Here is a 23229-nt window from a genome sequence, read left to right on the forward strand (position 1 = left end):
GCCCCGCACCGTGAACACGGCCGGACGATGCCCCCTCAGCGACCGCGATCGAACGGGTCTCCATGCAGCGAGCGCCCCGCCGTTTCGGGCATGAAGCGCAGCGCGATCAGGCCGATGACGCACGCGACGACCATGTAATAGGCCGGCATCAGCTCATTGCCCGTCAATCCGATCAGGCCGCTGCCGATGGCCGGTGCGGTGCCGCCGAACAACGAGGTCGAGACATTGTAAGCGATCGCGAAGCCGGCGAAACGCACCGATGTCGGGAACAGCGCCGGAAAGGTGGCCGAAATCGTCGCGAGCTGCGGCACATATAGCAAGCCCAGCAGAATGAAGCCCGTAATCGCCCCGGCCAGCCCCGTGGCCATCAGCATGTAGAGCGGCACCACGGCGACGATCAGGCCGATCAGGGACAGGCGCCACATCGCGCGGCGGCCGATCCGGTCGGACAGATGGCCCGCGAAAGGCAGGAACAGCATCATGAACAGCATGCCGATCAGCGGCACGGTCAGTGCCTCGTCAGGCGACAGGCCTATACGCCGCTGAAGATAGGTGGGCATATAGCTGAGCAGTGTATAGTTCACCACGTTGAGCGCCACGACGAGGCCGCCCACGACCAGCATCGGCCGCCAGTGCCGGCGCATCATGTCCCTCATCGCCGGGGCATGGGCGTGATCACGGGCTTGGCCGTCCTCGCGGAACACGGGCGTATCCTCCATCCGCGCACGCAGATACATGCCGATCAGCCCCATGGGCGCCGCCACGAAGAAGGGTATGCGCCAGCCCCAGTCGTGCATCGCAGCATCACCAAGCAGCAGGGAGAAGATCAGCATCAGCCCCGCGCCGAAGGAAAATCCCGCGAGCGTGCCGAATTCCAGAAAGCTGCCATAGAAGCCACGCCGGTCGTCGGGCGCATATTCGGCCATGAAGGTCGCCGCCCCGCCATATTCGCCGCCGGTGGAAAAGCCCTGCACCATGCGCAACAGGATCAGCAGCGTCGGCGCCCACAGGCCGATGCTGGCATGGGACGGGATCAGGCCCACGGCCAGTGTAGCCCCCGACATCAGCAATATGGTCAGCGCCAGCACAGACTTTCTCCCCATGCGATCGCCCAACGGCCCCCAGAAAAGGCCGCCAAGGGGTCGGACGAGGAAAGAGATGGCGAAGGTCGCAAGCGCGAACAGCACGGCGTCGTCGACGTCGCCCGGAAAGAGCGCGGCGGAAATATAGGTCACGCCATAGGCATAGATGCCATAGTCGAACCATTCGGTCGCATTGCCCAGTGCCGAGGCCGCGATCGCGCGGCGCAACGTCGATGGGTCGACCGCCGATGAAGCAACCGGCGGCGCGGCGATGATGTCATCCGTCATGTCGTATCTCCATCGGCGGTATTGGGATCAAGCAGCGACGCCATGGGCGTGGTACGCGGGACGATCTGGAAATCCTGCTGCTCGGGCGCCGGGACGGGCGCGCTCGCAGCCTGCCGCCACAGCCCGAACCCCAGCGTCCCGCCCGCGCAGAGGGCGATGAAGAGGAACAGGCCGCCGCTGCCTGCCGCGGTCATCGCCGCTGCGGCGCCCGTCGGTCCAAGGGCCGCACCGACGGAATAGAGCAGCACCAACCGCCCGCTCGCGGCGACCCGTTCGCTGGCCAGCAGGCGGTCGTTGCAATGCGCCACGCACAAAGGATAGAGCGCAAAGCTCAGCCCGCCGAACAATGCTCCGAGCGCCAGCAGCGGCAAGCCCCCTGCCCGTAGCAGGGCGAGCCCGACGCTGACGGCCAGGGTCGCGCCAAAGCTGCCGACGATGACCACGCGCCGGTCATAGCGGTCCGACAGCCGGCCCAACGGCCATTGCATCGCGACGCCCCCCAGGATCACGATCATCATGAAGCTGGCCGTCGCACCGAGGTTGAGGCCGAGGCGGCGGACATGGACCGCGGCAAGGCCATAGAAGGCCCCGAGCATCAGACCCGTCGCGACGGCGCCGACGACGCCGAGGGGCGAGGCGCGGTATAGCGCGCGGATCGAAAAGGCGCCGGCCTCCACCGGCAGCGGGGCGCTGCTGCGCGTCAGGCAAAGCGGGATGATCGCCAGCGAGATCAGAATGGACGCGATCTGGAACGGTATGGCCGGCACATGGCCGCTGGCGCCCAGCAGAAGCTGCCCCACCGCCTGCCCGGAATAGAGCGCGACCATATAGGCCGCCAGAATGCTACCGCGCGTGTCGCTGTCCGCACGGTCGTTGAGCCAGCTTTCCAGACAGATGAATACCCCCGCCACGCAGATGCCGTCGATCAGGCGCAGCGCCGCCCAGGGCAGGGGATGATTGAGCAGCACGTAAGACAATGTGCTGGCCGACAGCAGCGCGACGAACGCGGCGAAGGCGCGAATATGCCCCACCCGTCGCACGATGTCGCCGGCACGCAGGGCGCCGAGCACCAGGCCCCCGAAATAGGCGGTCGCGACCGCGCCGATCGCCATGGTGCCCGCCCCTGCCCGTTCCAGCCGCAGGCTGATGAGCGTTGCCAGAAAGCCGCTGCCCGCCATCAGCATGAAGATGGCGAGCAGCAGGCTGCGAACGGGGCGGATGGCGGCGATCATGGGCGAGCCGTACGGTGCGCGGGACTAGGCCGCGCGCCGGCCCTCCGCCGCGGGTTCATCTTCTTCTTCGACCAGCGCGCGATGCAGTGCGCCGATCGCGGCATCATAATGACCGGTATCGACGATGAATTGCACGTCTACATTGCGGATCTGATGCTGCATCGCGATCACGTCGATGCCGGCCGCACCCAGCGCACGGAGCGCATCCGGCATGAGCCCTGGCCGCGAGATGTCGCTGCCGATCACCGACACGATGGCCACCGGATGGGCGGAGATCGCCGCGTCTGGATAGCGATCCTGCAAATCGGCGATGATCCGCTTCACCTTTACCGCTTCCGCCGAAAGATAATGGGTGATGGTGTTGGCATTCGACGCTTTGCTGACGATCCAAGCGCCATGCCGGGTCAGCGCATCCAGAATGGCGGCGTCGTAGCCCTTCACGCCCACCATGTCCTGTTCGAAAAACTGGAGCGCCTGCGCATGACGGATGCCGGTCACGATCTCCACGCGCGGGCTTTCGGACACATAATCGCCGCAGATCAGCGTGCCACCATCTTCCCGGTCGAATGTGTTGCGCACGCGCAGCGGAATGTCTGTCTGCCTCAGGCCCCTGCCCGCACCGGGATGGATCGCTTCCATGCCCAGATTGGCAAGCTGGTCGGCCACATCATAGTTGGTGCGACCGATCTTGCGGGCCTTGTCGGTGCCGACCAGTTTCGGATCGGCGCTCGACAGGTGGAACTCCTTGTGAATGATCGCCTCGCGTGCGCCGGTGAGGACCGCGATGCGCGAAAAGGTCATTTCCGAATAGCCGCGCGCATAGCGCCGGACCATACCCTCGCTGCAACCGGCATAGCCGGTCACGATGGGCAGGGTCGTTGCGAGGTCGATGTCCGCGAATGCCTGTCCGATGCGCTCGTCCAGGCCGCGCATATCCTCCTGGTCCCACAAGGTCAGGTCGACGAAGTGCGCGTTCACCCCACGGTCCCGCGCCAGCAGGGCCGTCGAATGCGCACTATGCGCTTCGCCCAGGCCCGCGAGCAATTCGCGAACCGTGACCAACTGCTCCTTGACGCAGAAGCGGCCATGGGCGCGCAGCCGCGCCAGATCGTCGAGGCACGCGGTCACGGCGTCGATGCGCATGTCCACGAAGGCATTGGCTTCATTGAGGCTGTCGTTCCGCGCGAACATGCCTTCGTTACGGGCATGCATGGCCTCGCGCACATCCTGCATCGCGTGACGCCACCCGTCTGCGCCGTCGTCCGCCACGAAACGGGCATAGACGCCCGGCGTTCCGGACTTCTTGTGCTCCAGCAACAGGTCCGTCATGCCGGCATAGGCCGACACCACGAACACCCGGTTATACAGGTCCGCGCCCTTGCGGCCGGCGATCAGAACATTGTCGAACAATGTCGCTGTCGCAGCCATGGAAGTACCGCCGATCTTTTCGACGCTATGCAAGCCCGTCATACCAGCACCTCCTCTGCCAAACACCCGCGCACCGGTTCAACCGGCTGCGGTTCGCCACGTGCGGCGATGAATTCCGGGCGCGGCCTGTCAACACCGAAGGGCGGAGCCAGCCTGTTGCTGACCGCATTATAGACCATGAAGGCGTTGGCGCGCGGAAAGGGCGTGATGTTGCCGTTAGACCCGTGCATCACGTTGCAATCGAAAATCACGACCGAGCCCGGCTTCCCGGTCGGCGCGACGATGCCGTGCTTGTGCGCGAGTTCCGCCAGGCTGTCCTCGTCAGGCACGCCATATTCCTGTTTCTTGAGCGACTGGCGATAATGATCCTGCGGCGTTTCGCCCACGCAGGTCAGATAGATTTTGTGACTGCCCGGTATGAGCATCAGCGGCCCATTATTCGCCGTATTTTCGGCCAGCAGCACCGACATGGACAGCGCGCGCATGCGCGGCATGCCGTCTTCAACATGCCAGGTTTCGAAATCGCTGTGCCAGTAAAATTCCTTGCCGGTGAAGCCGGGCTTATAGTTGAGCCGCGACTGGTGCAGATAGACCGCATCACCCAGCAGGAATTGCGCGACGCGGGCCAGCCGCTCATCGGCGGCGAGGCGGGCGATCACATCGCTCTGCGCATGGATTCTGAAAATCGAGCGGACTTCGGTGCCGCCCGGCTCGGTCACGACCGTCTCTTCCTCCAGCGCCTGCGGGTCGGCCAGCAGCTTGCCGGCCTCGCTCTGGAGGAACGCGACTTCCGCGTCCGAGAAAATATCCTCCAGGACCAGGAATCCGTCACGGTCGAACCGCTCCGCCTGCTCCCGGCTGACCGGCGCATCCTCGTTCCACTGGCTGTAGACGACGGGATCGAGGCGCGGCAAAAACTCCGCCACGTCGGCGTGGCGGGACGGGTAGACGTCTGTCATGGGACTTCCCCCTTTATTCAATCATTAATCGGCAAGCGCAGGCTCGCTCTCGAGTTCGGGATCGGCCGGATAGGCGCCGCTTTCATCATGCACCTCGTTTCCGGTGACCGGCGGGTTGAATACGCAGGCGCACAGGATGTCGGTTTCCGGGCGGACGATATGCTTGTCATGCGCGTTGAGGGCGTACATCACGCCGGCGCCCAGCTTGTGCGTCTCGCCGGTGCCCAGATCCTCGATCGTGCCGTTGCCCTTGAGCACCAGCACGGCTTCCAGGTGATTCTGGTAGTGCATATGCAGTTCCTCGCCCGCGTACATGGAGGTGACGTGGAAGGAAAAGCCCATGGCGTCGTCTTTCAGCAGCAGGCGTGCGCTTTCCCAGCCTTTGGACTTCACATTCTTGTCGGACTTGCGGATGTCCTGAAGCTTGCGGATAAACATGTCGGTTTCTTCCTTATTCTGCGGCGACGCCATAGGTGACGGTGAAGGCGGAACGGATGGCTTCCTCAAGAATGTCGAGCCCCGCCGACAGAACGGCGTCGTCGATCACAAGGGGAGCCAGCACCTTCACGATCTCGTCATGTGCGCCGCTGGTTTCGATGATGAGCCCCTGCGCGAAGCAGGTGGCGGTGATGGTTTCGGCAATCTCGCCCGATCCGACGTCGATGCCGCGCATCATGCCCCGGCCGCGGGTCGACAGGCCGTGCTCGGCGGCCATCGCGTCCAGCCTGCGTTCGAGCAAGCCGCTGCGACGGGCGACATCCTGCTGGAACACGTCGGTGCTCCAGAAATGGCGCAGGGCGGCGGTCGCGGTCACGAAGGCATGGTTGTTGCCGCGGAAGGTGCCGTTATGTTCGCCCGGCGACCACTGGTCGAGTTCCGGGCGGAACAGGGTCAGCGCAAAGGGCAGACCCATGCCCGACAGGGATTTGGCCATCGTGACGATGTCGGGCGTGAATCCCATGCCCTCGAAACTGAAGAAATTGCCCGTGCGGCCGCAGCCCGCCTGAATATCGTCGACGATCATCAGCGCGCCGTGGCGCCGGGCGATCTCGGCGATCTTGCGCAGCCATTCCGGCGACGCGGCATTGAGGCCGCCTTCGCCCTGCACGGTTTCCAACATGATCGCGGCCGGCGCGTCCAGACCGCTCGACGGATCCGACAGCCGGCGTTCCAGCAGTTCGGCCGTATCGACATCCGGGCCATGATAGCCGTCATAGGGTTCGTGGCTGACATGGCTGAGCGGGACGCCCGCGCCACCGCGCTTCGCGGCATTGCCCGTACAGGCCAGCGCCCCCAGCGTCATGCCGTGGAAACCGTTGGTAAAGGCGATGACAAGTTCGCGCCCGGTGATCTTGCGGGCCAGCTTGATCGCGGCTTCGACGGCATTGGTGCCGGTCGGGCCGGTAAACATCGCGCGATAGTCGAGTCCGCGCGGTTTGAGGACCACATCCTCCAGCGCCATCAGGAAATCCTGCTTGGCATCCGTGTGCAGATCGAGCCCGTGCGTGATGCCGTCCGCGGCGACATAGTCCATCAGCGCCGTCTTGAGCACCGGATGGTTATGGCCGTAGTTCAGCGTCGAGCAGCCCGACAGGAAGTCGAGATAGCGGCCGCCCTGATTGTCGAACATCCAGACGTCCTGCGCCTTGTTGAACTGGCGCGGCATGGACCGCGCATAGCTGCGCACGCCGGATTCGCGGCGCTCGTAGATGGTGCGATCCGGAATGGATCGGGTCGGTTCGGGAAGGATAGTCGTGCTCATGGCTTATATTTCCTCCTGTTGGTGCCGCCCCTTTGGGGTCAGCGGGCCGATGCGCGCCTGAAATTCTGTGGCATGCGCTCCGGCGAAATGGGCTTCGCGGTCGAAACGGACGGTCTTTTCGAGGGTGGTGCCCCACGTGCGGGCCAGCCCTTCGAACAACGCCCATGACGCGCGATTATCCTGGGTTACGGTGGTGGTGAGGTGCGTGACGCCGGCTTGCTGCGGACGCGCCAGCACTGCCTCGACCATGCGGCTCGCCAGCCGCCGGCCCCGCGCAGCCGACGACACCGCCACCTGCCATATGAAGAAATTTTCCGGCGCTGCGGGGGGGCGATAGCCCGACACCCACCCCACCACGTCGCCCTGGAGTTCGGCGACGACGCATGTAGCCGCGAAATCGGTGCATTGCAGCAAATTGCAATAGGCCGAATTCGGGTCGAGCGGCGGACAGGCCGCAATCAACGCCGTAATGGCCGGCCCGTCCGTCGCGACGGGCTCGCGAAACGCAATGTCCTGCCCCTCGCTCGCGTCGGAGCGCGCAGAAGCCCGTGGCGGCGTGGAAACCGCTGTAGCTTGGGTATCGAAGATTGTTTATCTCCCGAATTATATTTTCGTTGCAGGGATATCGGTCCCCGCCGATAGGGCGTCATATATGCTATGATAGGCAGAATTTTCAACCCCTGCCGGACAATTATGTTTCAATAATTGAAGCATATCGTGGCGCCACAGGTGGGAATATCGGAGTTGTTGGCGCCCGTTCCCGTTCCGGTTATTGAACATCCCATGGATTCTTCGATCGCATCCCTGACATTGCGGGCGCTGCGCCGCGTCCTGCGCGCAACCGACATCGGCAGCCGTCAGCTCGCCGCCGCCACCGGCCTCACACCATCCCAGCTTCTCGTTCTCAGGGAGATAGACGCGCGCGGCTCCGCCACGCCCAGTGCGATCGCGCAGACGCTTCAATTCAGTCAGGCGACCATAACGGCTATCGTCGACCGGCTTGAGAATCTGCACTACGTCCAGCGACAGCGCAGCGAGCGTGACAAGCGCCAGCTGCACCTCAGCCTGCTGCCTTCGGGCAGGGTCGCGCTCGACGATGCACCCGACCTGCTGCAAAAGACCTTCACGGACCGGTTCGTCCAGCTTCCCCAGTGGGAGCAGGCGATGATCCTGGCATCGGTGGAACGGCTGTCGGAATTGCTGAACGCACAGAATATCGATGCCGCGCCCTTGCTGGACAGCGGCATCATCGACCGATCCGCCACGGCATAAGCGTTATCCGGCACGCGCGGTGCCCGCGACCGTTACTGAATGCCGCGACATAATGATGCCGACTTTCGGCGTGGTCGCGTCGTCGTTCTTCGCATACGGCCTGAAGATGCCACCGCACCGCGGCTCTGGCCCCTGGGCGGCGTCGAGATCGGCCGTTGATACCGCCAGCGCGGGCATCTTGCTTATCGAAGTCTTTACTCAGTCCGATTAAGGACATGCGCGATTGTCACAGTGCGGTGTTCGCGATGCGTATCCTTTCCATTTTCCCCCTGGTCCTGCTGCTGTCGGCCCCGAGTCCGGCCTTCGCGCAGGTCGCTGCCGCCGATAGCGGGGATACCGGCTGGATGATCCTGTGTGCGCTGCTGCTCCTTTTTGCCGCCCTGCCCGGCCTGATGCTCCGACATGCCGGCCAGGTGAACGTCCGCAACATCCTGTCGGTCATGGCGCAGGGGGCAGGCGTCGCCGCCATCATGTCGGTCGGCTGGGCGATCGCCGGCTACAGCCTGGCCTTTGCACCGGGCAATGCATGGCTTGGTGGCGGGGCCAATCTGTTGCTGGCCAATCTCGCCCAGTTACGCGACGGGCTGACCGTCCCGGAATCCGCCTTCGTCCTGTTCCAGCTCGCGCTCGCGCTGGTCGCGTCCTGCCTGCTGGTCGGGAGCGTCGCTGAACGTGCGCGGATCGGCTGGTTCCTTGCATTCATTCCCCTCTGGCTGCTGCTGGTCTACGCGCCGATGGTCCATGCCCTCTGGGCAGGCGGATGGCTGGCGGCGCTGGGCGTCATGGATTATGCCGGCGGTATCGCCACCCATGTTGCTGCCGGATTTTCCGCCCTGGCCCTTGCCTTGCTGGCCGGCCGCAGGTCCGAGATTTCCGATCCGGGACACGCGCCCGGATTGACCATGGCCGGCGGAGCGCTGGTCTGGATCGGCCTGTCGGGTGCGGTTGGCGGATGGGCGCTGGGCGCGACCGACGACGCGGCGACCGCCATCCTCAACCATCATTTCGCCGCCTGCACGGGCGCGCTCGCCTGGGCGTTGTTCGACCGGGTACTGACCGGGCGCACGAGCGCGACCGGCGTGATGAGCGGCGCTCTGGCGGGCATCGCCGCCGTTTCCGCGTCCGCGGCGCTCGTGGGAACGGGAGGCGCGATGCTGACTGGAGTGATCGCGGCCACCATCTGCCGCATCGCAACCGGGTTGCTGGCGGGCCGGATCGACGATGGTGCGAACATCTTCGCGATCCACGGGCTCGGCGGGATGACCGGCGGCCTGCTGCTGCCGATCTTCGCCCTTCCGATATTGGGGGGCGTGGGTTTCGATCCGTCGATCAGCTTTTCCGGCGCGATGGTTTCCCAGATCGTCGGGATTTCCGTCGTCGCCCTCTGGTCCGTGCTCGGCAGCGCCATCGCCGCCCTGATCGTGTCTATGGTTCTGCCCTTGCGGGTCACCAAGGCGCAGGAAGGGGAAGGGCTCGACGCGGCGGTGCACGGCCAGCAAGGCTGGGATTTTCGATGACGGCCATGACCGTCGCCGTCGCCATCTTCGCGCATCAGGAAGAGCGCCGAATCGCATCGTGCCTGAAATCGCTGCCGCTCGACCGTGCGGACACCGTCTACCATGTGCTGGTCAACGGTTCGACCGACGCCACCGTGCAACGCGCGCGAGAAGCGGCTGGCGGGCGGGCCAACGTCATCGTGCACGACATCGCGGCGGGCGGAAAGTCGCGCACCTGGAACCATATGGTGCACGTGCTGCTGAGCGGGGGCGAGCGCGCCGTCATTTTCCTGGACGGCGACGCGCAAATCATTCCCGGCTCCATCGACGCCCTGATCGCGGACCTGGCCGCCCATCCTCATGCCAACGCCGCCGCCGGAATGCCGATGAACGGACGCATGGCCGAAACCTATCGACGCAACCTGGCGATCGAAGGCGGGTTGTTCGGCGACCTTTATGCCCTGTCAGGGGCGTTTGTGGCGGCCATCAGGGCACGTGGCCTGCGCCTGCCCGACGACCTGATCGGCGACGACGGGCTGGTCGCCGCCTGGGCGCATACCGGGCTGGGCCGCGACACGGACTGGATTCATGAGAATGTGCTGGCCTGCGTCGATGCCGGATTCCTGTGCGAGCAGGTCAGCCTGGCCCGGCCATCGACGTGGTCCATGCAATATAAACGCCTGATCAACTATTCCGTCCGCTTTTTCCAGAACAGGATCGTGTCCGACATCATGACGCGCGAAGGGCCATGTGGCTTGCCGCAGCGTCTTGCCAGCATCTATCCCCAGTGGCTGCCGCGCTTTCGGCCGCGACCCGGCCTGACCGGCTGGTTCGACCGCAAGGCGCTGGCCCGGATGCGCGCCGCCGCCTAGCGATCCTTGCCCGCCAGTTCCTTGTTCACATAGAGGGCAAGGCCGGTGATCACCGCGCCGGACAGCAGATAGGCGCCCGAAGCCGCCAACCCGAATTCGGACGAGATGGACAGGGCGACAAGCGGTGCGAAACCGGCCCCGATCAGCCAGGCAAGGTCGGATGTGATCGCCGAGGCGGTATAGCGGGTGGCGGTGCTGAAATTCGATGCGACCACGCCGGAAGACTGGCCGAAGCTGAGACCCAGAAGGATGAAGCCCAGCACCATGAATGCTACCTCTCCAAGGTCTCCACCGTCGAGCAGCAGCGGCGCGAAGATCGAAAAGAAAGCGATCGCGACCGCGGAATAGCCCAGCAGACGCCGTCGCCCGACCTGATCGGCGACGAAGCCGGACACGACGATGGCAAGCACGCCGACGAACCCGCCGATCACCTCGATGGCCAGGAACCGTTCGACGGGCTGCCGGGTGAACAGCGCGATCCACGACAGCGGGAACACCGTTACCATATGGAACAGAGCGAAGCTGGCGAGCGGCGCGAAGGCGCCGATGATGATGTTGCGCCCTTCGCTCTGGACCGTCTCGATCACCGGCGAAGGCTGAAGCTCGCGCTTTTCGAACAGGCGCGAAAATTCGTGTGTGCTGACGATGCGCAGGCGGGCGAACAAGGCCACGACGTTGATCGCGAAAGCCACGAAGAAGGGATAGCGCCATCCCCAGTCCAGAAAGTCGGCCGGCGACAGGGTGGTGAGGAAGAAGGAAAAAAGGCCCGCCGACACCATCAGCGCGAGCGGCGCACCCAGTTGGGGCATCATTGCATACCAGCCGCGCTTCGACACCGGGGCGTTGAGCGAGAGCAGCGATGCCAGGCCGTCCCACGTCCCGCCCAGCGCAACGCCCTGCCCCGCCCGGAACAGCGCCAGCAGCAGCGCCGCGCCATGTCCGATGGTGTCATAGCCCGGCAGGAAGGCGATCGCGGCGGTCGACCCGCCCAGCAGGAACAGCGCGATGGTCAGTTTCACCCCGCGGCCGAATTGCCGGTCGACGGCCATGAAGATGAACGAGCCGACCGGACGCGCCATGAATGCCAGCGCGAAGATGGCGAACGACCAGAGCGTTCCCATCAGGGGCGTCATGTAAGGGAAGACATGGGCCGGGAACACGATGCAGGACGCGATCGCATAGACGAAGAAGTCGAAAAATTCCGAGGTCCGCCCGATGATGACGCCGATCGCGATTTCGCCGGGCGCGATCTTGTGCTCCCGCGCGTTGATGGCACGGGCATCGCGTTCCAGCGGCGTCGAATTGGGCGTGGTCGTCGCGGAAGTCATGAGTTCGAACGGGCCTTCATGCTGCGGGAACGATCCATGCCATACATCGTTGCATGACGAATCGCCCGGTGGATAAATCCGCCCATGCCCTATTTCGCACATGCGCGGGGATAGGACAAAAGGTCCAATGTCGATCCGTGAAAGACCCTATTATGCGGGCCGCATGACAGCCCGCCCTTCCGCTTTCAACGGCGCTTTCCTGCGCCGAATCGCTCCGCTGCTGCTGCTGACGCTGGGGGGGTGCGACTGGGTCGTTCTCTCGCCCGCCGGGGATGTTGCGATGCAGCAGCGCGATCTTATCCTGATCGCCACGCTGCTGATGCTGCTGATCATCATCCCGGTCATCGCCATGACGATCTGGTTCGCCTGGCGCTATCGCGAGAAGGCGCAGGCCGCCGACTATGATCCGGACTGGGACCATTCGACCAGCCTGGAACTGATGATCTGGTCGGCGCCGCTGCTTATCATCATCGCGCTGGGCGCCGTGACCTGGACCAGCACCCATCTGCTGGACCCCTACCGCCCGATCGAACGCATAGATTCCGGCCGCAAGGTCGAACCGGCGGCCAGGCGCCTTCAGGTGGAGGTCGTGGCGCTCGACTGGAAATGGCTGTTCATCTATCCCGAACTCGGCATCGCCACCGTCAACGAACTGGCCGCGCCGGTCGATCAGCCGATCGAATTCAAGATCACGTCCGCTTCGCTGATGAACAGCTTCTTCGTTCCGGCGCTCGCGGGACAAATCTACGCGATGCCGGGAATGCAAACCGTGCTTCACGCGGTCGCCAACAAGCCCGGCAATTTCGAGGGATTTTCCGCAAACTATACCGGCACGGGCTTTTCCCATATGCGCTTCCGCTTCCACGCGATGGATCAGGCCGGTTTCGACCGATGGGTCGCGCAGGTGAAGGCGAGCGGCGCGAAGCTGGACCGGGCGACCTACGTCGCGCTGGAACAGCCGAGCGAGAAAGTGCCCCCCATGTATTTCGGCGGCGTCGAGCCCCGCCTTTTCCATGCCGCACTCAACATGTGCGTGCAACCGGGCAAGCGATGCATGGACGAGATCATGATGACCGATGCGCGCGGCGGCGCGGGCAAGGAATCGGCTCGCGACGTCGCGGGCCTGCGCCACGACGGCACAATCGACGTCGGCGGATTCCACCCGGTCGAACCCGGCAAGAAGGGCGAGATCGCCCAGCCCGCGGGCATGACGCCGGCGGCCGAGCGCACCCCTGCGGAACAGGGCCACCAGGCGCCCGGCCACCAGCAGGATGCAGACGGCCATGCCGGCCATAGCGGACATGGCGGCATGTGATCCCGCGTCCGACGTCCGCCCCCTATCCTTTCCCTTTCGCCTGAAGGCATCGACACATGGCCCCCCATCCCGCATCGGAAAACAGCGGTATCTGGAAACTGATCTTCGGCCGGCTCGACTGGAGCGCGCTGCCGCTGCACGAACCCATTGTCGTGGGCACCTTCGCAATGGTCGCGCTGGGCGGTCTGGCCGTGTTCGGCCTGATCACCAGATACCGGCTCTGGGGCTATTTGTGGACGGAATGGTTCACTACCGTCGACCACAAACGCATCGGCATAATGTACATGATCCTGGGCCTCGTGATGTTCGTGCGCGGTTTCGCCGACGCTGTGATGATGCGGATTCAGCAGGCGATGGCGTTCAACGGGTCGGAAGGCTATCTGAACGCCCATCATTACGACCAGATCTTCACCGCGCACGGCGTCATCATGATCTTCTTCGTCGCGATGCCGATGATCACCGGGATCATGAACTACATCGTCCCGCTCCAGATCGGCGCCCGGGACGTCAGCTTTCCCTTCCTCAACAATTTCAGCTTCTGGATGACGACGTCGGGCGCGGTGATCGTGATGATGTCGCTGTTCGTGGGCGAATTCGCGCGGTCGGGCTGGCTGGCCTATCCGCCGCTGACCGGCATCGCCTATTCGCCGGGCGTGGGCGTCGACTATTATATCTGGGCGCTCCAGATCGCGGGCGTGGGCACGTTGCTGTCGGGCGTCAACCTGATCGCGACCATCGTCAAGATGCGCGCGCCGGGCATGACCATGATGAAATTGCCGATCTTCGTATGGACGTCGCTGCTGGCCAACGTGCTGATCGTCGCGGCCTTCCCGGTGCTGACTGCCGTGCTGGCGCTGCTCAGCCTCGACCGTTACGTCGGCACCGCCTTTTTCACCAATGATTTCGGCGGCAATCCGATGATGTACGTCAACCTCATCTGGATCTGGGGCCATCCGGAGGTCTACATCCTCATCCTGCCGCTGTTCGGCGTGTTCTCCGAAGTCGTGTCGACCTTCTGTTCGAAGCGATTGTTCGGCTATTCCTCCATGGTCTACGCAACGGTCGTCATCGCGATCCTCTCCTATCTGGTGTGGCTGCACCATTTCTTCACGATGGGGTCTGGCGCCAGCGTCAACAGCTTTTTCGGCATCACGACGATGGTCATTTCCATTCCGACCGGCGCCAAGCTGTTCAACTGGTTGTTCACCATGTATCGCGGACGCATCCGGTTCGAACTGCCGATGATGTGGACGGTCGCCTTCATGCTGACCTTCACGATCGGCGGGATGACCGGCGTGCTGCTGGCGGTGCCGCCGGCGGACTTCGTGCTCCACAACTCGCTGTTCCTGATCGCCCATTTTCATAACGTCATCATCGGCGGCGTGCTGTTCGGCATGTTCGCGGCGATCAATTACTGGTGGCCCAAGGCGTTCGGTTTCAAACTGGACCGCACCTGGGGCGTGCGCAGCTTTTGGCTGTGGGTCGTGGGCTTCTGGTTCGCGTTCATGCCGCTCTACATATTGGGGCTGATGGGCGTGACCCGCCGCCTGCGCGTGTTCGACGATCCGTCGCTGCAAATCTGGTTCATCATCGCCGCCTTCGGCGCGTTCCTGATCGCCTGCGGCATCGCCTGCATGTTCATCCAGTTCGGCGTATCGATATGGAAGCGCAACGAACTGCGCGACACGACGGGAGATCCCTGGAACGGCCGCACGCTGGAATGGTCGACCAGTTCACCCCCGCCCGACTATAATTTCGCCTTCACGCCGGTCATCCATGACAACGACGCCTGGGCCGACATGAAGAAGCGGGGCTATCAGCGGCCGACCGGCGGGTTCGAGCCGATCCATATGCCCAGCAACACCGGCACGGGCATCATCCTGGCGGGTCTGGCCACGGCGTTCGGCGTCGCCATGATCTGGTATATCTGGTGGCTCGCCGGCCTGTCCTTCTTCGGCCTGCTGGCGGTCGCGATCGGTCACACCTTCAACTACAAGCGCGATTTCCACATCCCACGGGACGTCGTGGAGCGCACCGAGGGCGAGCGCACCCGGCTGCTCGCGGCACAGGGCTAAGGCATCATGGCAACCGCATCCCCCATCGACCCCGCCTTTCTGGACCAGGACGGCAATCCGCTGTTCCATCTGGACCATGAGCCGCATCATCCCGAAGGGTCCAGTACCGCGCTGGGATTCTGGATCTACCTGATGAGCGACTGCCTCATCTTTGCCTGCCTGTTCGCGACCTATGGTGTGCTGGGCGGAAATTACGCCGCCGGGCCCGGCCCCAGGGACCTGTTCGATCTGCCGCTGGTGGCGCTGAACACCGCCATGCTGCTGTTCTCGTCCATCACCTACGGTTTCGCCATGCTGGCGATGGAAAAGAACCGGGCCGGCGCGACGCAGGGATGGCTCGCCATAACCGGCCTGTTCGGCCTCGCCTTCCTCAGCATCGAACTCTACGAATTCTCGCACCTCATCCACGAAGGCGCCACGCCGATGCGGTCGGGCTTTCTGTCGGCCTTCTTCACGCTGGTCGGCACCCATGGGCTGCATGTGACCTTCGGCTGCATCTGGCTGGTCACGCTGATGGTGCAGATCGCCAGGAAGGGCCTGATCCCGGCAAACCAGCGCCGCCTGATGTGCCTGTCGATGTTCTGGCACTTCCTTGATGTCGTGTGGATCGGCGTCTTCACCTTTGTCTACCTGATGGGGATGCTGCGATGAGCGCGCACGATCAAGGCCACCACGACATGCACGGCCATCACGAGGACGGCCAGGACCATGGCAGCTTCGGCAGCTACATGATCGGGTTCATTCTGTCCGTCATCCTGACCGCGATCCCCTTCTGGCTGGTGATGACCGGCTATTTCGCCAGTCCGCAAACCACCGCGATCGTGATACTGGGATTTGCCATCGTGCAGATCGTCGTGCACATGATCTATTTCCTTCACATGAACACCCGCTCGCAGGGCGGCTGGAGCATGATGGCGCTGATCTTCACGCTGATCCTGGTCGTCATCACCCTGTCCGGTTCCATGTGGGTCATGTATCATCTCAATACCAACATGATGCCCGGCATGACCCATGACATGAGCCAGATGCCGTGACATCCCCGCCCCCCCGCCGCCGGTCGGCGGGGTTCGCAGCCGGGCTGACGCTGGCCGCCCTGCTGCTTTTCGCGGCGTTTTGCGCGCTGGGCATGTGGCAGGTGAAGCGACTGGCGTGGAAGCAGGATCTTATCGCGCGCGTCGACACGCGGATCCACGCCCCGCCCGTCGCCGCTCCCGATCGCGCCGCTGCTACCGACGAATATCGCCGCATCACCGCCAGCGGCCACTTCCTGCACGACCGCGCCGTGCTGGTGCAGGCAGTGACGGATCGCGGAGGGGGCTTCTGGGTCATGACCCCCCTGCGACGCAACGACGGGTCGATCCTGCTGGTCAATCGCGGCTTCGTGCCGCCGGAATCGCGCCACAGCTACGCCCGACCGGATGGCGAGGCGCATGTCACCGGCCTGCTTCGCCTGACCGAACCGGGTGGCGGGTTTCTGCGGGCCAACGATCCGGCCGCCAACCGCTGGTATTCGCGCGACGTGGCCGCGATCGCCACTTACCGCAAGCTTGCACCCGCCATCACCAGCTATTTCATCGATGCCGAAGCCGGTCCCGACGCCCTGCCTGTCGGCGGATTGACCGTGGTCCGATTTCCCAACAACCATCTGGGCTATGCGATCACGTGGTTCGCACTGGCGGCGATGGTCGCGGGCGCCTACATCATCGTGATGCGCAATCAGGGCAAGGACAGCCGGGAATGACCGCCGTCAGGCCGAACCGCGCGCGCTGGCTGCCCGGCCGCTGGACGGCCGACGCCGCGGGCCGCAAGAACATGGCGCTGCTCGTCCAGCTCCGCTGGATCGCGATCGCGGGACAGGTGGCGACCATCCTGATCGTTCACTACGCCATGGGTATCCGCCTGCCCATGCCCCAGATGCTGGTCGTGCCGGCAATCGCCGTCGTCATGAACCTGGGCAGCCTGATGATCCTGCGCGGCCGCACCGACATATCCCATGCCGAACTGTTCATGGCCCTGCTGTTCGATGTCATCGCGCTGACGACACAACTCTACCTGAGCGGGGGTGCCACCAATCCGTTCATCACCCTCTACCTCGTCCAGATTGCGCTCGGCGCCATATTGCTGCACCGCTGGAGCGTGTGGGGTATCGTGCTGGTGTCGGCGGTCTGCGCGGGATGGCTCGGCTTCTTCTTCCGGCCGCTCAATCTGACCGAACCGTTCGAGGGGCATCTGTTCGACCTGCACATCGTCGGCACCTGGATCTGTTTCATCATGATCGCGGTGCTGATCGTCCTGTTCATGACGCGCGTCAGCCAGAATCTTCAGGCGCGCGAAGCCTATCTCGCGCAATTGCGGCAACAGGCGGTGGAAGAGGAACATATCGTGCGCATGGGACTGCTGGCATCCGGCGCCGCGCACGAACTGGGGACGCCCCTCGCCTCGCTCGCCGTCGTGCTGGGCGACTGGCGGCACATGCCCGAGATCATCCGGCATCCCGCCCTTGTCGAGGAAGTGGAGGAAATGCAGGCAGCCGTCACGCGCTGCAAGACCATCCTCAGCGGCATTTTGCGTTCGGCCGGCGAAGCCCGGGGCGAATCCGCCGAATTTCGCGACGCGCGGGTCTTCCTGGAGAATATCGCCGATGACTGGCGCGCCGCCAACGGCGACATCGCGCTGCACAGTGATTTCGGGCCGCACGACTATCCGCACATCGTCGCCGATCCCGCCATCCGTCAGGCTGTCACCAACCTGCTCGACAACGCAAGGGAAGCCGGCGCCGGCTACATCAACCTGATCGTCAGCCGGGACAGCCAGTGGCTGGCCATCGCGGTACGGGACAACGGCCCCGGTTTCAGCCCGGCCATGCTTACCGACGTCGGGAAGCCCTATCGGTCGAGCAAGGGGAAGCAGGGCGGCGGGCTTGGCCTGTTCCTGGTCGTCAACGTGGTAAGAAAACTGGGCGGCCATGTCGACGCCAGCAACGGCGCCGACGGCGGCGCCATGATCCAGCTTCGCCTCCCGCTCGCCACCCTGGCGCTGGAGGAGACAAAGGATGGCGAATGACTCACTGCTTCTGATCGTCGAGGACGACGAGGCCTTTGCCCGCACGCTCAGGCGGTCGTTCGAACGGCGTGGGTATCGCGTGCTGCTGGCGGACAGCCTGGAAGGCGTATCGTCGGTCATCGCCGCGCATCGGCCCAGCCATGCCGTCGTGGACCTGAAACTGGGCGCGCAATCCGGGCTGGCGTGCGTCCAGGCGCTGCACGCGCATGATCCGGCGATGCTGATCGTGGTCCTGACCGGCTTCGCCAGCATCGCGACCGCCGTGGAGGCGATCAAGCTGGGGGCCACCAACTACCTTGCCAAGCCATCCAATACCGACGACATCGAAGCCGCCTTCGCCCGTTCCGGCGGCGATCCCGACGCGCCGCTCGCGCCCCGGCCGACCTCCATCAAGACGCTGGAATGGGAACATATTCATGAAGTGCTGAAGGACAGCGACTTCAACATTTCCGAAGCGGCGCGACGCTTGGGAATGCATCGGCGCACCCTGGCTCGCAAGCTGGCCAAGAGGCAAGTCGGATGAGCGCCCGCAATGACCAGAAGCCGCAGCGGCAAGAGACGGGAGAGAAGAAGCAGGGCGCAGGAGGCGGACTTTGAGCCTGTGTTTGTAACAAGGTTGACGGTCGGTAGCGGCTGCATTATCCGCCAGTCCGGCGCAAGTCGGAAATCCGACCTGGAAAAGTCGGAATGGCATCCAGACCGCCACAAAATTCCGCGCTGTTCAATGGCGTTGCGGGTGTAGCTCAATGGTAGAGCAGAAGCTTCCCAAGCTTACGACGAGGGTTCGATTCCCTTCACCCGCTCCAACGGCAAGCCCAGAGACAAGCCCTACAGGCTGTCCGACCGGTACGGGTCGTACCTGGTCGTGAAGCCGAGCAAAAGCCGCCTCAGGCGAATGATCTACCATTTCCATCACTGCCAGCGGACAATCACCTTCGGGCGCTATCCCAAGATTCTGCTCGCGGATGCGGGGGAACGGTTGTTGCAGGCCCGGTGCCTACCGGCCGACGGCATCGATCCGGCCGATCAGGCCAAGCTCAACAAGATGGCCGATGCAGGCGCGGCGTTAAACAGCTTCAGCTTTATCGCTCTTTGAAGTAGCGCGCAGGCGTAGTGCCGAACATCTGCCTGAAGGCGGCCACATACGCGCTGGCAGACGAGAAACCGGTCTCGGCCGCCGCAGTCTTCACGAGTTCGCCGGATGCGATCCGTTCCAGACCTGCCAGCAATCTGCGCTGTTGCCTCCAGCGGCCCGGCGTCATCCCTGTTTCCGCGTGGAAGCGGCGTTCCAGCGTTCGCGATCCCATCCCGACCGCGCGGGCTATTGCGGAAATGCCGGACGCATTACTGGCTGAAAGAAGGCGTGCAACCTCCTTGATCGCACCGCTTGTTGGTTGTGGAAGATTAAAGGGAGGTGGACCCGCAGCGCAGAGCTCGGCAAGGATCAGCATGGCGACAGCCGCGTCGATCGCATCGCGTTCATCGATCATCCCAAGCTCGACGGCGCGCAGGATCAGTTCGCGCAGCAGGGCGGAGACGGCGAGCGAGCAACATTCGGCAGGGCGATCAAGTTGGTCCGGACGTATATAGATTGTGCGCAAGCTGCTTCTGCCGACAAACCGAAGTGCATGTCTCGCCCGCTCAGGGACCCACACGGCGCAGTGCGGAGGTGCAAGCCAGAATCCCCGGTCGGTTTCCACCACGACGAGGCCCTCGGATACATATATCAACTGATGCCAGACGTGCTCATGGTCTCGAACGATCGAGCCCGCGGCAGCGTCCGATGCACTCGATCGGACGATAAGGAAAGGCTCGTCGGCAGTGGTGCGACGGTTTCGCGACATAGGAAGTCGTAATAGTGGGATTGCAGCACGCAGGCCAGCAGCGTTACACTCATCCCATGCCAAACAATCTTGCCTCATTTGCCATCCACGTCGACGATGTCGATCGCGCCCGCGCCTTCTACCAGGAGGTTTTCGACTGGACGTTCGAGCCATGGGGCCCGCCCGGCTTTTATCTCATCCATACCGGCGACGAAGTCTCGCCCGGGATTCAGGGCCTGATGCATGCGCGCCAAGAACCGCTGACAGGTACGGGAATGAGGGGCGCGGAGATCACTATTGCAGTTGATGATCTCGACACCGTTCGTGCGAGGGTCGAGAAAAGCGGCGGGACGATCACCTACGGCCCAGTGACCATTCCGACCGTTGGGACGCTGATCCGCTTTTTGGATACCGAAGCCAATGATTGTGGTGCGATGCAGTACGACGTGCCACCACGTACCGATGGCTAACTAAAGTCCGGTCCCGACCGAACCGTTCATTCATAGTAGCACCGGCGAATGACCGAAATGTCTAAGGATTTCGGGCGATGCGGCGGCGATGATGTCAGTTTACCCTAAAACCTGCCGCTCCAGGGGTGCAAGAACGCGCCGGCCCATTAGCTGCGTCGATCGACACGATGTGCGCCGTACTTCCTTCACGCTTCAAGGGGATCCGCTTCGATTATCCTTTGGCTCCTGAACCGAACGTCAGTGCGCCCCTTCAAATTCGTAGGCCAAGAGTCTGCGGCCGAAAAATTTCAATCGATAATTTGAGCGAAGCCGGCAACCCCCTCTGGGGATGGCGGGCGTTTTATCGGCTTTGAATATATGCGCTGATCCTCGACTTTACCCACACCTCCGAAGATCGCCTCCATGGTTCGGACGCACAATGCCACGCCCTCGTCAGCAAGCGCATACCAAACGAGTTTGGCCTCCTTGCGCGTTTGGACGAGATCAGCACGGCGTAACTCACCTAGCTGCTGGCTGAGTGCTGGTTGGACGATTTCGGTCGCTTCACCGATCTCCGACACGTTGCGCTCCCCGCGCAACAAGCAGGAGAGGATCATAAGACGCTGCGGTTGGGCAAATATCTTGAGCTTCTCTGCAGCGATGGTCGCAGTCTCGCGATCCTCGTAAAAGGCTGGCTTCATGGCGCATCCACGAAGCGGCAAAACCAGTCCTGGCGATCCTCTGCGATGTCGGAGGGCGGACAGAGCAAAGGTTGTCCTTCTCGCCACCCTTCGGGTGCCAGGGTTTGGGCACCGCCCACCGTCTGCAATGCTTTCAGCAGCCGCAGCATCTCCTCCACCGAGCGTCCCACATTGTGGGGGTAGCAAGTGATCGCTCTGATGACGCCATCGGGGTCGATGAAGAATGTCGAGCGCATTGCCATGCTGTCGGCCGATTGCTCATCGATCATGCCATAGGCACGCCCAACCGCCATGCTCGGATCCTCTATGATGGGAAATCGGACCTCGGCTCCCAGCGTCTCGCGGATCGCCCTGACCCACGCCATGTGCGCGTAGAGGCTGTCGACCGACAACCCCAATAGCGAGGTTTCAAGCGCGTCGAATTCCGACTGGCGCCGCGCGAGCTCGGCAAATTCCGTGCTGCAGACAGGCGTGAAATCCGCGGGATGAGAGAAGAAGATAACCCAGCGTCCGCGCAGCTTGGAGAGCTGGATTTCGCCGGTCGTCGAGCGCGCGCGGAAATCCGGCGCGGGCTCTCCGATGCGCAGTGAGCGGCATTCGGTTTTCTGAGTGCTTTCCATGAAATCTCCTTCGACGCTCGCGCCACTTGACGCAACAAGATTATTCACTTACATAATATGTGTAAATATGAATTTATGAGGTTTTTATGACCGACTCCGCGCTTGCGGCCGCCTCATCGCAGATCTCTGCCGCTCAGTCGGGCGTCCCCCAGATCAAGGCGTTCTTCGACGAGCCGACATTCACCGTGACTTATGTTGTTCACGATCTCGAGAGCCGACACGCCGCGATCATCGACAGTGTGCTGGACTATGATCCGGCGTCGGGCCGCACCTCCTCCGCCTCGGCAGACGCGGTTCTCGCCCATGTCAGGGAGAAGGGGCTGCTGGTCGACTGGCACCTGGAGACCCATGCCCATGCCGATCATTTGTCGGCCGCGCCCTACCTACAAGGGCAACTGGGCGGGAAAATCGCTATCGGCGAGCATATCGTCACGGTGCAGCAAACCTTCGGCAAGCTGTTTAATGCCGGCACCGATTTCGAGCGCGACGGTTCCGATTTCGATAATCTTTGGAAGGACGGTGATCACTTCGGCATCGGCAATCTCGATGTCACCGTTTTGCATGTGCCGGGACATACGCCGGCCTGCGTCGCCTATGTGATCGGCGACGCCGTCTTTGTCGGCGATACCATGTTCATGCCGGACTATGGCACTGCCCGCGCCGATTTTCCCGGCGGCGACGCGCGCGCACTCTACCGGTCCGCGAAGCGGCTCCTGTCGCTGCCTCCGGAAACGCGCCTCTTCATGTGCCACGATTATCTGCCGGAAGGGCGCAAGGACTATGTTTGGGAAACGACCGTCGAGGCCGAGCGCGAAGCCAACGTTCATATCCGTGACGGCGTGAGCGAAGACGAATTCGTCGCGATGCGCGAGGCCCGCGACAAGACCCTCGCGATGCCGCGGCTGATCCTGCCCTCCGTCCAGGTCAATATGCGCGCCGGGCACTTGCCGGCGGCCGAGGACAATGGCGTCACCTATCTCAAAATCCCGGTCAACGCGGTATGATGCTGCCCGCCTTCCCTGATGCCGCCCCCGTCGCCGGGCTGGCGGGCGGCTTCCTGATCGGGCTCGCTGCCGTGATCATGCTGCTGGGCCTCGGCCGTATCGCCGGTGTCAGCGGCATGCTGGCCCGGGCATCGGGAATTGCCGATACGGGCGCACCGCGCTCCGTTGCGCTCGCATTCGTTGTCGGCCTGCCCTTGGGAGCAACCCTGGTTACGCTGTCTTCCAGCGGCGTCGAGCCGCGCTTTACAGGATCGATCGCGCAACTGGTCATTGCCGGACTGCTCGTCGGTTTCGGCACGAGGCTCGGTTCAGGCTGCACGAGTGGTCACGGCGTCTGCGGCCTTTCCCGGCTTTCGCGCCGGTCGATGGTCGCAACCTTGACCTTCATGACAAGCGGCTTCGCCACTGTCGGACTGATGCACGCTTTCGGTTTCATCAACGGATAGCCGGGGTAGACAGG

25 protein-coding genes and 1 tRNA gene are annotated in these 23229 nt (G+C 63.4%); 15 read left to right on the forward strand and 11 right to left on the reverse strand.

What is annotated here, in order from left to right:
* Positions 1-35: 35 nt before the first annotated feature.
* Genes J3E64_RS18950 through ectA form a run of 7 tightly spaced genes read right to left on the reverse strand, consistent with a single transcriptional unit; the run spans position 36 to position 7261 of the window.
* Positions 36-1370, reverse strand: coding sequence for an MFS transporter (locus J3E64_RS18950; RefSeq protein ID WP_253344677.1), 1335 nt, complete (start codon positions 1368-1370; stop codon positions 36-38).
* Complete coding sequence (locus J3E64_RS18955; protein ID WP_253344679.1) at positions 1367-2602, reverse strand: MFS transporter; 1236 nt, start codon at positions 2600-2602, stop codon at positions 1367-1369. Before J3E64_RS18955 ends, J3E64_RS18950 begins: the two co-directional genes overlap by 4 nt.
* A gap of 24 nt (positions 2603-2626) precedes the next feature.
* On the reverse strand, positions 2627-4072 hold the full coding sequence (locus J3E64_RS18960; protein WP_253344681.1) for an aspartate kinase: 1446 nt from the start codon (positions 4070-4072) through the stop codon (positions 2627-2629).
* Positions 4069-4989 carry an ectoine hydroxylase gene (gene thpD / locus J3E64_RS18965; protein ID WP_253344683.1) on the reverse strand — a complete coding sequence of 307 codons (921 nt, stop codon included), beginning with the start codon at positions 4987-4989 and terminating at the stop codon, positions 4069-4071. Before thpD ends, J3E64_RS18960 begins: the two co-directional genes overlap by 4 nt.
* Before the next feature lie 24 nt (positions 4990-5013).
* On the reverse strand, positions 5014-5427 hold the full coding sequence (locus tag J3E64_RS18970; protein WP_253344685.1) for an ectoine synthase: 414 nt from the start codon (positions 5425-5427) through the stop codon (positions 5014-5016).
* A 13-nt stretch (positions 5428-5440) separates the two neighbouring features.
* A complete protein-coding gene (gene ectB, locus J3E64_RS18975; RefSeq protein ID WP_253344686.1) occupies positions 5441-6751 on the reverse strand; it encodes a diaminobutyrate--2-oxoglutarate transaminase in 1311 nt (436 codons plus the stop codon).
* A gap of 3 nt (positions 6752-6754) precedes the next feature.
* Positions 6755-7261 carry a diaminobutyrate acetyltransferase gene (gene ectA, locus J3E64_RS18980; protein ID WP_367398652.1) on the reverse strand — a complete coding sequence of 169 codons (507 nt, stop codon included), beginning with the start codon at positions 7259-7261 and terminating at the stop codon, positions 6755-6757.
* A 273-nt stretch (positions 7262-7534) separates the two neighbouring features.
* On the opposite strand from ectA, the gene J3E64_RS18985 reads away from it, so the two are divergent.
* The 3 genes from J3E64_RS18985 to J3E64_RS18995 all read left to right on the forward strand — a co-directional run bounded on the left by J3E64_RS18985 (position 7535) and on the right by J3E64_RS18995 (position 10391).
* Positions 7535-8023: a MarR family winged helix-turn-helix transcriptional regulator gene (locus J3E64_RS18985; protein ID WP_253344688.1), complete on the forward strand. Its 489-nt coding sequence runs from the start codon at positions 7535-7537 to the stop codon at positions 8021-8023.
* A 245-nt stretch (positions 8024-8268) separates the two neighbouring features.
* Entirely contained in the window at positions 8269-9540 is a 1272-nt protein-coding gene (locus J3E64_RS18990) for an ammonium transporter (protein ID WP_253344689.1), read from the forward strand.
* Between the two features lie 5 nt (positions 9541-9545).
* Positions 9546-10391 carry a glycosyltransferase gene (locus J3E64_RS18995; RefSeq protein ID WP_253344725.1) on the forward strand — a complete coding sequence of 282 codons (846 nt, stop codon included), beginning with the start codon at positions 9546-9548 and terminating at the stop codon, positions 10389-10391.
* Here J3E64_RS18995 and J3E64_RS19000 read toward each other — a convergent pair.
* A complete protein-coding gene (locus tag J3E64_RS19000) occupies positions 10388-11719 on the reverse strand; it encodes an MFS transporter (protein WP_253344690.1) in 1332 nt (443 codons plus the stop codon). The two genes, J3E64_RS18995 and J3E64_RS19000, sit on opposite strands and share 4 nt — an antisense overlap.
* A 163-nt stretch (positions 11720-11882) precedes the next feature.
* Between J3E64_RS19000 and cyoA the strand changes: the two genes are divergently transcribed.
* The 9 genes from cyoA (at position 11883) to J3E64_RS19045 (ending at position 19268) form a co-directional block, all read left to right on the forward strand.
* On the forward strand, positions 11883-13034 hold the full coding sequence (cyoA, locus tag J3E64_RS19005) for a ubiquinol oxidase subunit II (RefSeq protein WP_253344727.1): 1152 nt from the start codon (positions 11883-11885) through the stop codon (positions 13032-13034).
* Between the two features lie 56 nt (positions 13035-13090).
* On the forward strand, positions 13091-15109 hold the full coding sequence (cyoB, locus tag J3E64_RS19010) for a cytochrome o ubiquinol oxidase subunit I (protein WP_253344692.1): 2019 nt from the start codon (positions 13091-13093) through the stop codon (positions 15107-15109).
* 6 nt (positions 15110-15115) lie between these two features.
* Positions 15116-15760: a cytochrome o ubiquinol oxidase subunit III gene (gene cyoC / locus J3E64_RS19015; protein WP_253344694.1), complete on the forward strand. Its 645-nt coding sequence runs from the start codon at positions 15116-15118 to the stop codon at positions 15758-15760.
* Positions 15757-16143 carry a cytochrome o ubiquinol oxidase subunit IV gene (gene cyoD, locus J3E64_RS19020; protein ID WP_253344695.1) on the forward strand — a complete coding sequence of 129 codons (387 nt, stop codon included), beginning with the start codon at positions 15757-15759 and terminating at the stop codon, positions 16141-16143. Before cyoC ends, cyoD begins: the two co-directional genes overlap by 4 nt.
* Positions 16140-16850, forward strand: a complete 711-nt coding sequence (locus J3E64_RS19025) for an SURF1 family protein (RefSeq protein ID WP_367398648.1) — start codon at positions 16140-16142, stop codon at positions 16848-16850. Before cyoD ends, J3E64_RS19025 begins: the two co-directional genes overlap by 4 nt.
* A complete protein-coding gene (locus J3E64_RS19030) occupies positions 16847-18172 on the forward strand; it encodes an ATP-binding protein (RefSeq protein ID WP_253344696.1) in 1326 nt (441 codons plus the stop codon). The genes J3E64_RS19025 and J3E64_RS19030 overlap by 4 nt, the downstream gene beginning before the upstream one ends.
* Entirely contained in the window at positions 18162-18695 is a 534-nt protein-coding gene (locus J3E64_RS19035; RefSeq protein WP_253344697.1) for a response regulator transcription factor, read from the forward strand. Before J3E64_RS19030 ends, J3E64_RS19035 begins: the two co-directional genes overlap by 11 nt.
* A gap of 209 nt (positions 18696-18904) precedes the next feature.
* Positions 18905-18978 (forward strand) — tRNA-Gly (locus J3E64_RS19040).
* Positions 18960-19268, forward strand: coding sequence for an Arm DNA-binding domain-containing protein (locus J3E64_RS19045; protein ID WP_367398653.1), 309 nt, complete (start codon positions 18960-18962; stop codon positions 19266-19268). Before J3E64_RS19040 ends, J3E64_RS19045 begins: the two co-directional genes overlap by 19 nt.
* Here J3E64_RS19045 and J3E64_RS19050 read toward each other — a convergent pair.
* Positions 19255-20094 carry a helix-turn-helix domain-containing protein gene (locus tag J3E64_RS19050; protein WP_367398649.1) on the reverse strand — a complete coding sequence of 280 codons (840 nt, stop codon included), beginning with the start codon at positions 20092-20094 and terminating at the stop codon, positions 19255-19257. The genes J3E64_RS19045 and J3E64_RS19050 overlap by 14 nt on opposite strands.
* Here J3E64_RS19050 and J3E64_RS19055 point away from each other — a divergent pair.
* Positions 20031-20465, forward strand: a complete 435-nt coding sequence (locus J3E64_RS19055) for a VOC family protein (protein ID WP_253344700.1) — start codon at positions 20031-20033, stop codon at positions 20463-20465. The two genes, J3E64_RS19050 and J3E64_RS19055, sit on opposite strands and share 64 nt — an antisense overlap.
* A 287-nt stretch (positions 20466-20752) precedes the next feature.
* Here J3E64_RS19055 and J3E64_RS19060 read toward each other — a convergent pair whose 3' ends face one another.
* Both J3E64_RS19060 and J3E64_RS19065 read right to left on the reverse strand, forming a co-directional pair.
* Positions 20753-21145: a metalloregulator ArsR/SmtB family transcription factor gene (locus J3E64_RS19060; protein WP_253344702.1), complete on the reverse strand. Its 393-nt coding sequence runs from the start codon at positions 21143-21145 to the stop codon at positions 20753-20755.
* The gene (locus J3E64_RS19065; protein WP_253344704.1) at positions 21142-21765 is read right to left on the reverse strand and encodes a peroxiredoxin; all 624 of its coding nucleotides are present in this window, start codon (positions 21763-21765) and stop codon (positions 21142-21144) included. Before J3E64_RS19065 ends, J3E64_RS19060 begins: the two co-directional genes overlap by 4 nt.
* Positions 21766-21851: 86 nt before the next feature.
* Between J3E64_RS19065 and J3E64_RS19070 the strand changes: the two genes are divergently transcribed.
* Together J3E64_RS19070 and J3E64_RS19075 are read left to right on the forward strand one after the other, a co-directional pair.
* The gene (locus J3E64_RS19070) at positions 21852-22769 is read left to right on the forward strand and encodes an MBL fold metallo-hydrolase (protein WP_253344706.1); all 918 of its coding nucleotides are present in this window, start codon (positions 21852-21854) and stop codon (positions 22767-22769) included.
* Positions 22766-23215 carry a YeeE/YedE family protein gene (locus J3E64_RS19075; protein ID WP_253344708.1) on the forward strand — a complete coding sequence of 150 codons (450 nt, stop codon included), beginning with the start codon at positions 22766-22768 and terminating at the stop codon, positions 23213-23215. Before J3E64_RS19070 ends, J3E64_RS19075 begins: the two co-directional genes overlap by 4 nt.
* The last annotated feature ends 14 nt before the right edge of the window (positions 23216-23229 follow it).

It is taken from the genome of Sphingobium sp. OAS761 (genome assembly GCF_024168485.1).
In the GTDB taxonomy this organism is placed as follows: domain Bacteria; phylum Pseudomonadota; class Alphaproteobacteria; order Sphingomonadales; family Sphingomonadaceae; genus Sphingobium.